Origin of the sequence: Sporolactobacillus sp. THM19-2, from assembly GCF_004153195.1 — a bacterium.
GTDB lineage: Bacteria > Bacillota > Bacilli > Bacillales > Sporolactobacillaceae > Sporolactobacillus.
Genome location: NZ_SEMC01000001.1, coordinates 353982 through 367177, shown reverse-complemented (window position 1 = coordinate 367177; position 13196 = coordinate 353982). Strand labels below are relative to the sequence as shown.

General features: G+C 48.0%; 10 protein-coding genes and 1 pseudogene. 2 read left to right on the top strand and 9 right to left on the bottom strand.

What is annotated here, in order from left to right:
- Nucleotides 1–8 precede the first annotated feature (8 nt).
- From hisS to EWH91_RS01595, 8 genes and pseudogenes are all read right to left on the bottom strand, one after another.
- Nucleotides 9–1277 carry a histidine--tRNA ligase gene (gene hisS, locus EWH91_RS01635; protein WP_129928264.1) on the bottom strand — a complete coding sequence of 423 codons (1269 nt, stop codon included), beginning with the start codon at nucleotides 1275–1277 and terminating at the stop codon, nucleotides 9–11.
- A 372-nt stretch (nucleotides 1278–1649) separates the two neighbouring features.
- Nucleotides 1650–2099, bottom strand: a complete 450-nt coding sequence (dtd, locus tag EWH91_RS01630) for a D-aminoacyl-tRNA deacylase (protein ID WP_129928263.1) — start codon at nucleotides 2097–2099, stop codon at nucleotides 1650–1652.
- A 23-nt stretch (nucleotides 2100–2122) separates the two neighbouring features.
- Nucleotides 2123–4288 carry a RelA/SpoT family protein gene (locus tag EWH91_RS01625; RefSeq protein WP_129928262.1) on the bottom strand — a complete coding sequence of 722 codons (2166 nt, stop codon included), beginning with the start codon at nucleotides 4286–4288 and terminating at the stop codon, nucleotides 2123–2125.
- A gap of 149 nt (nucleotides 4289–4437) precedes the next feature.
- Nucleotides 4438–4950 (bottom strand): adenine phosphoribosyltransferase, encoded by a 513-nt coding sequence (locus EWH91_RS01620; RefSeq protein WP_129928261.1) that lies wholly within the window; start codon nucleotides 4948–4950, stop codon nucleotides 4438–4440.
- Nucleotides 4940–7291 (bottom strand): single-stranded-DNA-specific exonuclease RecJ, encoded by a 2352-nt coding sequence (recJ, locus tag EWH91_RS01615; protein ID WP_240697219.1) that lies wholly within the window; start codon nucleotides 7289–7291, stop codon nucleotides 4940–4942. Before recJ ends, EWH91_RS01620 begins: the two co-directional genes overlap by 11 nt.
- 51 nt (nucleotides 7292–7342) lie before the next feature.
- A complete protein-coding gene (locus EWH91_RS01610; protein WP_129928259.1) occupies nucleotides 7343–7696 on the bottom strand; it encodes a LapA family protein in 354 nt (117 codons plus the stop codon).
- A 34-nt stretch (nucleotides 7697–7730) separates the two neighbouring features.
- Nucleotides 7731–9972, bottom strand: a pseudogene (gene secD / locus EWH91_RS14395) (protein translocase subunit SecD).
- A 75-nt stretch (nucleotides 9973–10047) separates the two neighbouring features.
- A complete protein-coding gene (locus tag EWH91_RS01595; RefSeq protein ID WP_129928256.1) occupies nucleotides 10048–10341 on the bottom strand; it encodes a post-transcriptional regulator in 294 nt (97 codons plus the stop codon).
- A gap of 206 nt (nucleotides 10342–10547) precedes the next feature.
- Here EWH91_RS01595 and spoVB point away from each other — a divergent pair, with 206 nt between their 5' ends.
- Nucleotides 10548–12101 carry a stage V sporulation protein B gene (gene spoVB / locus EWH91_RS01590; RefSeq protein ID WP_129928255.1) on the top strand — a complete coding sequence of 518 codons (1554 nt, stop codon included), beginning with the start codon at nucleotides 10548–10550 and terminating at the stop codon, nucleotides 12099–12101.
- Here spoVB and EWH91_RS01585 read toward each other — a convergent pair.
- On the bottom strand, nucleotides 12098–12628 hold the full coding sequence (locus EWH91_RS01585) for a YetF domain-containing protein (protein WP_129928254.1): 531 nt from the start codon (nucleotides 12626–12628) through the stop codon (nucleotides 12098–12100). The two genes, spoVB and EWH91_RS01585, sit on opposite strands and share 4 nt — an antisense overlap.
- Before the next feature lie 162 nt (nucleotides 12629–12790).
- Here EWH91_RS01585 and EWH91_RS01580 point away from each other — a divergent pair, with 162 nt between their 5' ends.
- On the top strand, nucleotides 12791–13174 hold the full coding sequence (locus tag EWH91_RS01580) for a TIGR04086 family membrane protein (RefSeq protein WP_129928253.1): 384 nt from the start codon (nucleotides 12791–12793) through the stop codon (nucleotides 13172–13174).
- Nucleotides 13175–13196 lie beyond the last annotated feature (22 nt).

Below are 13196 nucleotides of genomic sequence, written 5' to 3'. Positions count from 1 at the left end.
TCGACACCTCATTTTTTCATTTTCGATTTCATGTAGTCTGCAAGTCTGTCAAAGGCAACTTTCTCCTGAGTCCCGTCGCTCATATGCTTCACAGTAGCCGAATGAGCCTCCAGTTCCTCATCACCGAGTACCACAACAAAGCGGGCATCATCCCTGTCTGCCTGTTTGAACTGTGCTTTAACTTTCCGTTCCATATAGTCTTTATCGGCGCGAAGACCGGCTTCACGGAGCCTGTGCAGCAAAACAGGGGCTTTTTCTTCCGCTTTTTCACCTATGGCAACAATGAACGCATCCAGTCCGTCTTCGGCGCGAGGCGTGATCCCTTCCACTTCCAGCGCAAGCAGGAGACGTTCGATACTCAGAGCGAAACCGACACCGGCCGTTTCCGGACCACCAAGTTCACTGACCAGGCCATTGTACCGGCCGCCTCCGGTCAGGGTACTGATTGCCCCTTTACTGGCACCCATGATTTCAAACGTTGTGTGATTATAATAATCCAGCCCGCGTACCAGCGTCGGATCCAGTTCATAGACAATACCCATTTCATCAAGAATGGATTTAACGCGATTGAAATAATCTCTGGCGTCATCGGTCAGATAATCTATGATCGAAGGGGCAGTAGCCATCAGCGGATGATCATGGTCTTTTTTACAATCAAGAATTCTCAGCGGGTTCTTCTCAAGCCGCGTCTGACAATCTTCGCAGAACTCGCCGATAGATGGTTTAAAATGGTTAATCAGGGCTTTACGGTGCGCTGCGCGGCTTTCCGGATCACCAAGACTGTTCAGAACGAGCTTCAGATTTTTCAGACCCAGCGCGTGATAGAAAGACAGGGCAAGTGCAATGACTTCAGCATCTATAGACGGATCCTTCGAACCCAGAGCTTCGACGCCGAACTGGGTAAACTGCCGTGTCCGCCCGGACTGTGGCCGCTCATAGCGGAACATGGGACCGATATAATACAATTTAGCCGGCCGGTCGGGAAGGCCGTACATTTTATGCTCGACAAATGCGCGGACAACCGATGCTGTCCCTTCAGGACGCAGAGTCAGGCTGCGCCCTCCCCGATCTTTGAAATTATACATTTCCTTCTGTACGATGTCCGTCGTATCCCCGACGCCTCTCTGAAACAGATCTGTCGATTCAAAAAGCGGGGTACGTATTTCTTTATAATGAAATAATGTACAGATCTTTCTAGCGGTTTCTTCAATCTTCTGCCAGATACCTGATTCTTCCGGCAGGACATCGTAGGTCCCTCTCGGAATCTGAATAAGCAAATGACTTCCTCCTTCTGCTTTCTGTGTTCATAAATAATAAAAGTCCCTTGTCCGTTCTGCAGCGGACAAGGGACGAATATGCGTTCGTGGTGCCACCCTTGATTTAAAGCATCGCCTGATGCTTCCTCTTGATCCGGTTAACGCCCGATAAACGATTTTTCCTAATCAGCTGAACACGGGTTTTCGCTTTTCAGAAAAACGCCTCAGAAGTGTCCTCCTGCATCTGCTCATGCCAGGCGCGCTCTCAGCCTTTGGCCCACCTTCTCTTTGACAGCAGGATCTGCAGGATCTCTTCGTCACTGGTTTTGTCCTTTTATAGTACGTATTCTCTCATAAAATGTCAAGGGATGGCAGAAAAACCTGCTTTGCCGTTCACTCATGCGGCTTACTTGCTACAATAAGCGTCACCGGTCCGTCATTAAGCAGGGAAACGTCCATCCTGGCACCGAAAACACCCGTTTCAACGGTCAGGCCATGGGACCTCAGCCGATCGTTAAACGCCTCATATAAGGGCCTGGCCTTCTCAGGACGCGCCGCCTGAATAAAGCTGGGACGTCGCCCATGTGAGACGTCTCCGTATAAGGTAAACTGTGAAACAGAGAGAATGGCGCCGGATACATCAACCAGCGACCGGTTCATTTTCCCTTCTGCATCTTCAAAAATACGCAGGCCGGCAATCTTGTCGGCGACATAATACACATCTTCCAGTGCATCTCCCTGTCTGATGCCGACAAGCAGCAGGAATCCGCCGTCAATGCGACCGACCGTCTTCTCTTCGACTTCAACCGAAGCCTTCTTTACGCGCTGCAGAACCACTTTCACGACCCCATCCCCTTTTTGAAATCCTACTGCATCACACGCCGCACGGAATAGATATCCGGAATTCGTTTGATTTTTTCTACGACGCGATACAGGTGATCAATATTCGTGATGGCGATGGTCATATGTATGGTCGCTACTTTATTTTTATCCGCGCGTCCCGAGACGCCGTTAATCGCTGTATGCGCATCAGTCACACACTGAAGCACTTCATTCAGCAGTCCGTTTCGGTCGTAGGCGTTGATTTCAATATCAACGTTATATTCCTTCGCTTTCGATTCCGTATTTTCCCATTCGACGCTGATCAGACGCTGTTCCTCTTCGCTTTTAATATTCGGACAGTCCTTCCGGTGAACCGTCACGCCCCTTCCTCGCGTGATGTAACCGACAATCGCATCGCCGGGAACTGGATTACAGCAGCGGGCAAGGCGCACCAGAAGGTTGTCCACACCCTTCACTTTTACACCGAGTGATGTTTTTCGTCTGGGTGCAGGTTTTGATTCAGGCAGCTGCCTTGCCGGACTGACCGGCTCTTCCTTCGCCTTCCGTTCGTCCTCCGTCAGACGGTCAACCACCTGTCTTGCCGGAATACCGTTATATCCCACCGCCGCATACAGCTCATTTTCATGGGAAAAATTGAATTTCTTTACAACCTCGGCTAATTTCTCTTCAGTTAGCGTATCTTTAATACTGAGCCCCTGATTGCGCAGTTCTTTTTCAATCATGTCGCGGCCATTGGCTACGTTCTCCTGGCGCTGCTGCCTTTTGAACCACTGTTTAATTTTATTTTTAACTGCTGAACTTTTGGCGATCTTCAGCCAGTCACGGCTTGGACCATATGAATGCTTCGACGTCAGTACTTCGACAATGTCGCCTGTTTTCAATTTATAGTCCAGTGGGACCATTTTCCCATTGACACGTGCACCAACCGTTTTATTGCCTATTTCCGTGTGTATCCGGTAGGCAAAGTCAATGGGTACCGAACCGACCGGAAGTTCAATGACATCGCCTTTTGGGGTAAAAACAAACACGGTGTCAGAAAAAAGGTCCATCTTCAGGGACTCCATAAATTCCTTAGCATCATCCGTCTCGTTCTGATACTCCAGAATTTCCCGGAACCAGGTCAGTTTATCCTCAAATTTATTATTGATGTTGCGCGTTTTGCCCTCTTTATAGGCCCAGTGTGCAGCAATACCGTATTCTGCAACGTCATGCATCTCCTGCGTCCGGATCTGAACCTCAAGCGGGTCGCCTTTCGGTCCGATGACCGTTGTATGAAGAGACTGATACATGTTTGCTTTCGGCATGGCAATGTAGTCCTTGAAACGCCCGGGCATCGGCTTCCAGTGCGTATGAATAATCCCCAGAATCGCATAACAATCCTTAATACTTTCCACAATGATCCGGACGGCAAACAGGTCGTAAATTTCATTAAACTGCTTATGCTGATTGACCATTTTCCGGTAGATACTGTAAATATGTTTCGGGCGTCCGGAAATCTCTGCTTCGATATGAACAGATTTCACATATTTTTTCAGATCCTCAACAACCTGAGCAATATAGGCCTCCCGCTCTTCCCTTTTCTGCTTCATCAGATTGACAATTTTATAATATTGCTGCGGTTTCAGATAACGCAGTGAGATATCTTCAAGCTCCCATTTAATCGTAGAAATACCCAGACGGTTGGCCAGCGGGGCAAAAATCTCCAGCGTTTCATTGGCCTTCTGGAGCTGTTTCTCATGAGTCATATACTTTAATGTCCGCATATTGTGCAGACGGTCAGCAAGTTTAACGATGACACAGCGAAGATCACGGGCCATCGCAACGAACATCTTCCGATGATTCTCAGCCTGCTGATCTTCCTTGGACGTATATTCAAAATGCCTCAGTTTCGTTACACCATCAACGAGGGTCGCCACGTTATCGCCAAATTTATTCCGAATATCCTCGAGGGTGATCGGAGTATCCTCTACGACATCATGAAGAAATCCGCTGATAATGGTTGTGACATCCATTTTCAGTTCCACAAGAATTCCGGCAACCTCAACCGGATGCGTGATATAAGGCTCTCCCGATTTACGTACTTGTCCTTTATGGGCGGCTTTCGCAAATTCATAAGTTTCATTCAGTTGTTTAATCTCATCTTTATCCAGATAGGTTGATGCCTTTTGGATCAGTTCATCCATAGTCATTTTCCGATCACCTTATTATCATGCTTTGATTTAAGCAATAGTCTGTTCCTTAATAAAAATAGTTCTTGCAAAAATGTGTCGTCAGTCGTCTGTTTCAATGGGTATAAAAAGAGTGCCCGTCTCAGGCACTCTCCGGCAACACCTTGTTCTCAGTAATCAATTAAAGACAGGACATCATAATCTTTAAGAAACCTTGTTCCGTGAAGTTCGCTCAGTTGAATCAGAAAAGCGACACCGACCACATCACCACCAAGCTTCTTCACCAGATTAATCGTCGCATTGATGGTGCCTCCGGTCGCGAGCAGATCATCGGTGACGAGGACGCGCTGTCCCGGTTTAATGGAATCTTGATGAATACACAGCGTGTCAATGCCATACTCCTTTTTATAGGAAAAAGTTTCAACGTCACGTGGAAGTTTTCCAGGCTTTCTGACGGGAACAAAGCCCACCCCCAAAGCGTAGGCAATGGGTCCGCCAATAACAAAACCACGTGCTTCCGGACCGACGATTACTTCCGCCTTCTTACGGCGTGCGAAATCAGCCATCTCATTGATGGCTGATTGATAAACCGGCCCATTCTGAAGCAATGATGTAATATCTCTAAAGTTAATCCCCTTAGTCGGGAAATCCATCACTGACGCGATATACTTTTTATAATCCATGTATAGTCCCCTCCGGCTCATCCGCCTGTTTCCGATGTTTCATTTTCTCTTCAAACCACGATTTCAATCTGGAAATTGGTGAATAACAAAACAGATCTTCCATTTCCAGCTGGCTCTTTTCTCTGCGATAAGTAACTGAATCCGAGAGCGGCGTCTTGCCCGACGCAGGATTCACTGTCAAAACACCATTATCTATTGTAACAAAATCAAGCTCAAAAAACACCTTTGTCATGAAATAAACCATGCGTTCAGGCCATCCTTTGAATCTGGCAATCTGCTTTGCCGTTTCATCCAGCTTAAACGAATGTTCCTGCCGGATCAGGGCATAATACCATACAAAGTGATTTCTTGTCGGGAATGTTGAAAAGTAATGATCATGAGCATGATGGAAAACAGTATATATGCGATTGACTTCTGTACATCTGTCGATCAGTCCCGTCAACTGCTCAAGTTCATCTGGAAGGTCCAGCAGAACAAGTGCCGGTTTCCGGACAGGCTGTTCTCCCGAGCAGCGCTTCACCGCTCGGGATAGCTGCAGCCGTTCAGCTGTGTGCTCCTGAAACGCAATCATTTCTGCCTCATCCGGGGAAATCTTCTCCAGTTTTTCCTTCAACCGGCGTTCATCACGCCAGTCAAAGACCTGCAGTCCATCAACTTTTATATCACGAATCAGCATTTGCGGCTTTTTAAATCCATTCCATTCATTAATCTGCCACTCACCAATCATACTGATTCGATCCGCCGGAGAAATATCAGCCCGTTTATGTCCCATACCGAAACCGATTCCGTCAAGTTCAGCTGAATCACCCCTAACTGTCAGTTTCAAATGCGACGCATCCCGGCCGACTGCACTGATTTTCGTAAGCGGGATATGGTCCATTAGGCAGAGCGGTTTTGCGTTATCCGTGCCAAACGGAGCCAGCTGCCCAAGCTGTTCGATCAGCTCAACCGTAATCTGATCCGGTTGGCAGGTGTCCTCAATGATTGCTTTTTTTATCAGCATGTCCGGTGTGATCTGATGACGGACAGCCTTAAGAAAATCGGAGCGGAAATCATCGATCTCTGTGGCCGGAAGGGAAAGGCCGGCAGCCATCTGGTGGCCGCCGAACTGGGCCAGATGATCTGAACTATCGGTCAGTGCTTTGTACAGATTAACGCCATCGATACTGCGTCCCGATCCTTTGGCCACACCCTTCTCTTCGTTTACAGCCAGAATAATAGTTGGCCGGTAATATTTTTCTACAATTTTGGAAGCGGCAAGGCCGATAACTCCCTGATTCCAGTTGACACCGGGCAGAACCAGTGCCTGGTCACCCCGCTGAATAAAGCTTGCAGCCATCTGGTCTGCTTCGCGAAAAATACGATCCGCAAGGGCTTTTCGCTCTTGATTCAGCTTATCCAGCCGGTCGGCCAGGGCAGATGCCTCCGTCTCATCCCCGGTGAGGAGAAGACGGACAGCCGGTTCCGCATCTTCGAGCCGCCCGGCGGCATTGAGCCGTGGTCCCAGCTGGAAACCAATTGTATCACTGTCTGCGTCTCCTTTTCCACCGGATCTGAACTTTAATGCATTGATTCCCGGATACGTTCCTTCATTTATTCTCTTAAGCCCCTGATAGGCAATGAGCCTGTTCTCATCCCTGAGGGGAACCAGATCAGCAATGGTACCAATGGCGGCAAGGGCCAGCCATTGCGGATCAGCTTTCTTCCCAAATAGTGCCTGAGTAAGCTTCAGGGCAACTCCTGCTCCTGACAGTCCTTTAAATGGATAGTCACATCCCGGCTGTTTCGGATTCAGAATCGTAGAAGCATCCGGGAGTACAGCAGGGGGTTCGTGATGGTCTGTGATGACATAATCAATCCCCAGCTGACGGGCACGATCTGCCGCCTCATATGCTGCAATACCCGAATCCACGGTAACGATGAGATCGATGCCATCCTTTTTTGCCTGTTCGACCGCCGCAGCATGGGGTCCATAGCCTTCTGTAAACCGGTTAGGGACATGCCAGGAAACTTCGGCACCCGTCATGCTCAGCGCGCGGACAAGAAGTGCCGTAGAAGTCACGCCGTCGGCATCATAATCGCCGAAAATGCGTATTTTCCGTCTGCGGGCAGCAGACCGGCTGATCCGGTCAACGGCCTCACGCATCCCGAGCATCCGCATCGGATCGTGAAATGTCATTTTTTCAGGATGCAGAAAAAGTTCCGCGTGTTCCGGATTATCGATCCCACGCAGAACAAGTAATCGTGCTGTGAGCGATGAAATGTGCAGGTCTTCAGCCAGTTCTCGAACCTTTTTCGTATCTGCCTGCTTTGTAATCCACCGGTTTTCCGGTTGAAGCAATGGTTGCCGCCTCCTTTTTCGGTTCACATGTATCATGTTGGGGTTCGGGGATTATTTTCGCGACAAAAGGTGTTTTCGTGATACACGCTTTCCCTCTTCCTCTTCTTCTCCACCTGATACCTTGATCGCAAGTTTTTCAGCATCTTCGGGATGCAGACTGGCCAGCCTCTGGATCTGCCTTTCCAGCTGAACGATCCGACGCCGTTGTTTATAAATTTTAATGTATGTTGAAAGTCCGATCAGCAGGACGCCGATGAGCACCGATCCAATAATGACCAGAATCAGCGGAATGTCGGCTTTTCCGAACAGATAACTGAATGTCACACTGTCTACATTGTCTATAGAAAACAGCACCACAATCAGAGTGAATATCAAAATCAAAAGGATATTCCATTGTTTTTTCACAATCAAAGTCTCCCCGTTCGATTTTTAAAGAGTATTAATTCTGCGCCTGAACGGTTCTTTTAGCTTTGCGCCGTGCAAGATACCGTGCTTTCAGTACAGCCCAGAGCGGACAGGCAATACAGATTGAGGAATAAACACCACAGAGCAGACCGGCAAGCAGAGCAATGGTAAAGGTCTTAATGGATTCACTGCCGAAGATCAGCAGGAAAATAACCGGGAACAGGACGGTCAGAACTGTATTTATCGATCGGGTCAGGGTTTCACGGATACTCAGATTAACGATCTTCCCAAGTTCCTCCAGCGTCGTCAGACGTTTTCTGCTCATTTTCATGTTTTCACGCACACGGTCAAAGGTGACAATCGTATCATTGACCGAATAGCCGACGATCGTCAGAATGGCGGATATGATGAGAATATTTACTTCAATATGCAGCAGACTGAACACGGTCACGATAAAGAACGCATCATGGATCAAAGCCAGTACGGCAGTCAGTCCCTGCAAAAATTCAAATCGAATCCAGACATAAATAATGATAAAAAATGAAGCAATAATCAGCGAATACAGGCCGTTTTTCGCGAGATCTCTTCCGACCTGCGGCGAAACCGTGCTGACATTAGGCTCTACGCCATACTGTTTCTGAATCGAATTTTTGACATCCGCAACCTCAGTCCGGCTCAGGTCATCGTTGATTCGTATCGTTGCGATATTTCGATTATTTCCGGAAAGGACGGGCTGTTCCGGGGTATAACCCATATCCCGGAACGATTGTTCCACCTTTGTCACCGACATCGGATGGTTCGTCTGAATATCTACACGGGTACCACTTGAAAAGTCAATACCCAAATTGAGTTTGAAAACAAACAGAGAGACAATTCCAAGCAGGATCAATGCCGCCGAGAAGGTGAAAAACACATTCCTGTATTTCATAAAATCAAGATGATTATACAATCTGTTATAGTGCTTATAATTCATATCATGCTTCGTTTTCACGGATATCACTCCTTCTGACACCGAACAGCCATGGCTTATCATTCAGGATTCTGCTTTTAACCAGTAAACCCAGAAACAGTCGCTGACCATATACCGATGAGATAAATGTCACAACGTTACTGATCAGCAGCATAACGGCAAAGCCCTTAACCGCGCTGTTACCAAAGAAGAAGAGTACACCCGCGGCAATAATCGTGGTCAGATTGGCATCAACAACCGTTGGAAGCGCCCGATGGCTCCCTGATCTGAATGCCGACGCAATTGATTTTCCACCTCGAATTTCATCCTTGATACGTTCAAGTGTAATGATATTCGCATCGACCGCCATGCCGATACCAAGGATCATGGCCGCGATCCCCGGAAGTGTCAGAACCGCCTGCAACCCGACGAAAACAGCCATAACCATATAAATGTAAAAAACAAGAGTGATGTTGGCAATCAGCCCGCCCAGTCTGTAGAAGACCAGCATGAACAGGAGAATGGCTGCGACCCCGAGTGCTCCGGCAAACAGGGTATCCCTCATTGAATTCTGACCGAACTGCGCACCGACAGATGTCGAATAGGTTTCATCCATCTTAACTGGCAGTGACCCTGAATTAAGAAGATCCTTCAGATTATTGGCTTCCTGTACGGTGAAGTTTCCGGTTATCTGAACATCACTCGTATTCAGCACCTGATTCACTGCAGGGTTAGAAATAAACTTATGATTGCTTTTCTGAACTTCTTTTGCATAGGAGTCACCTTTCTGATAATCCATCCAGATGACAAGCACGTTATTCGGTGCTTTCGACAGAATATCGGAGGTCACCTTCGCAAATTTTTTCGGATCTTTCAGCTGCAGGGTAACCATCGGATGATTCAGCTCATCAAACGCAACTTTTGCCTTGCCCGGCTGCAGATCCGATCCGTCGAGCATCAGCTTGTCCTGATAATCCCTGAATGAAAGATTGGCCGTCGTCGACAGAAGCTCTCTTGCCCGCTTTTCATTCGTCACACCCGGCAACTGGACACGAATCCTGTCTCCGCTTTCGATGGCAATATTCGGTTCACTGACACCGAGGACATTGATCCGTTTGTTGATGGCCGCAACCGCATTGCTCATATCTTCTTTGTCAATTTTCTGTCCCGCTTTCAGCGGTTCCACCTGATAAAGAACTTCAAACCCGCCTTTCAGGTCAAGGCCCAGATTAATATTATGTATGATTGGCATTGTGGCAAAACCGAGGATGACTGCTGATACAACCAGAATTGCCAAAAAGGAAAATAACGGTCCTTTTTTCACCATAACCTTAACTTGCTCCCTTCTATCTTTCGGCCGGATCCTTCCGTGCGGCGATCCGGTCTTATCCTCTGAACATTATTATTTGAACAGCCCGCTGTCCATCTCTTTATCGAGTGGGGAGTCCCGGAACATGTCCATACGCAGCTTGTTCATATAATCATTAACGGTCAGCGCCATGACAGCCGCAACGACCTCATGGATTCGTTCAGGCTTCTCTCCCTTCGCTTTTTCCAGTTTTTCTTTTACAAACTGCCAGAATTCTTCCCGGCTCAGGTGATTTAGCCCGAGCAGATGAAATTCTTCCAGCTTGCTCTGGAGAAACGGTTCAATCGATTTATGCCATTTTTCCATATCCAAGGGCTTTTCTGCCATGCTGATTCCTCCCATAATGTCTATCATAGCATAATCAGAGAGCAATACGAAACACAAAATCCGGCATGTCTGAAAAACCATTTCCCCTCTTCGCTGCTCACGGAATCATCCACACATCCCTGTCATGCCGGTGGCAGTCTGATGCATATAATCCCTGTATGCGCGCGGCATTTACCGCAACCCGACGCAAAAAAGGCGGACAGGCAATGACACGTCAATCTTTTCTGAAAGGCTCATTTATTCTGATGGCTGCCGGGCTCATTACACGGATCCTTGGTATGATTAACGGAATGATCCTGTCAAGAGTGATCGGAGACGAAGGGGTTGGCCTCTTTATGATGGCCTTCCCGGCCATGCTGCTGATTGTCACCCTGACAGAACTCGGACTTCCTGTTGCCATATCCAAACTGGTAGCAGAAGCAGAAACCTTCGGGGACAGGAAAAAAATCAGGTTAATCCTCATCCTCTCGCTTACCATTGTCTGTTTGATCAGTATTATCCTGACGTCAGCCATGCTGCTTGCCATACCGGTGACGGCAAAATATCTTTTCGCCGATACCCGGGTGGTTTATCCCCTTCTGGCGATTACACCGGTGATTCCGATCGTTGCCATCAGCTCCGTCCTGCGCGGTTATTTTCAGGGCATTCGCAATATGAAACCTTACGCATTCTCCGGTATCGTTGAACAGGTCGTGCGGATTTCCCTCGTCGTTACTCTGGCGAACCTGTTAATGCCTTACGGTGTTGCTTACGCGGCTGCGGGGGCGATGATCGCCGGAGCCGCGGGCGAGTGCGCTTCACTTCTGTACATGCTTCGCATGTTCAGAAAGAGCGGCGGCATCCGGCTGAACATGCAGAGCCTGAGCCTGCTGAAGGGAAGTCGTACTACACTGCGCCGCCTGCTGAATATCGGATTGCCTACTATGGGCAGCCGCCTGATCGGTTCACTCAGCAGTTTTCTTGAACCGATGATCGTCTCGCACAGTCTGCTGATTGCCGGCTATTCAATCAAAACCTCTGCTGAACTTTACGGACAGCTGACCGGTTATGCACTCACCCTGCTTCTATTGCCTGGTTTTATCACCCATGCGCTGCACATCTCACTGGTTCCGGCGATCAGTGAAGCGATTGTCCGAAAAGATTACGGCATGATCCATTACCGTCTTAATCAGTCACTTCGAATTGCGATGCTGACCGGGGGACTCTCACTGGTTGTGACCTTTTCATTTGCAGCGCCCTTAATGCAAATGATTTACGAAGCACCTGAAGCTGCATACTTTATTCACATCATGGCTCCTTTTTTCATGATTCTGTATTTTCAGGCGCCATTGCATGCTGTTCTTCAGGCACTTGATCTCGCAAAAGCAGCGATGATCAATACGCTGATCGGTGCAGTGGTTAAGATCGTCACCCTGTTTCTCCTGACCAGTAATCCGGAATTTGGCATTGCGGGGACTGCCCTGGCCATCTGCATCAATGTTGTCCTGGTCACTTTCCTTCACGCCGCTGTCATTTTTAAGACCATCGGCTTCTCCCTGATTTTTAAAGATTATATTCATTCAGGGATTCTGATTGCCTGTTCAGGGATTCTTGCTCACTATCTTATCGGAAGGGCCTTAATCACCTGGTCCCTTGTTCCAAGAACCCTGGCTTTAATGACAACCATCAGTCTGTTTTATCTGCTGCTTGGATCGTTTCTCGGTATCATCCGCAGAGATCAGCTGGCTCAGTTGCCAGTGATAGGTAAATGGATTGATTAAACCTCATGTGGATCTCTGGTCAAATCCATGAAGAAATTGCCTGTCCGGTCAATCGTCAGGTACTTTACCAGACGAACATCCCGATAGCCGTATTTTCTCAGTTCCTGCTTCAGCCAAAGCTGAGTCCTGCCGATCTTAAACAGATTATCCAGGCGACACTTTCCATCCTCAATTAAGGGCAGTCCCATCTGCGGCCAGGGCTGCCGGAAGGGTTCATGAACAAGTTTCGCGCCTGCATCAGATAAACTGACGGACACTGGCTGAGATATCCTTTTCTCTGATGGTCTACGCCACTTACTAATAAGCAGAGAACACCTGAAACACAGAACCAGAACAGCAATCGGTATAAGAAACAGAAACAGCGGAATATCCGGATGGATCACCGCTGCCAGTGACATTCCGACTGCCATAATCAGCCACATCAGTTCCGATATTTTTCGGTCGGAAGGTTTTTCCGGCATCAGGTCCCTGAAACCGATCCACAAAATGATCAATAAAAAAATGATTCTGGCTACAGCCGTTCCCATGCTTTTTTCCTCCGTGATTTCTTCTTCACATCCTGCAGGTTTAGTATGAACGAAATCCGATGGATCATGAATGCCGGTTGTCATGAAAATGAGCATGTCCGAATAGACATGTAGCATAGCGGCGCATGAACAGCTGCAGTTCTCTTTTCCGGAGGTGTTCCTATGGCTCGAAACTGGCTTTCTGCTGTGACTTATGGTATCGCCACATCGATCATTATCGTCCTGGCATCCGCCTTTCTGCTTGCCTCTCTTCTGAGGTTCACCAGCTTCGCGGAAACAAGCGGAACCGTCCTTCCTGTCGTCATTTCTATAACAGCTCTGTTTATCGGCGGCGTGATCAGCGGATCGAAATTAAAGGAGAGAGGCCTGCTGATTGGTGCAGTAACCGGTCTGTTTTACTGTCTCTTCAGTCTGTTTTTTCAATACCTGGGTCTTGACCACTGGCCGGGGCTGATGCAATATGTTTATTTTCTGGCTAATATTGCATCTGCAGCGATTGGCGGGATTGTTGGTGTCAATTTATTTTCAGGCCGGCACCACTACTGATTCCGGTCAACATCCGCTGCCC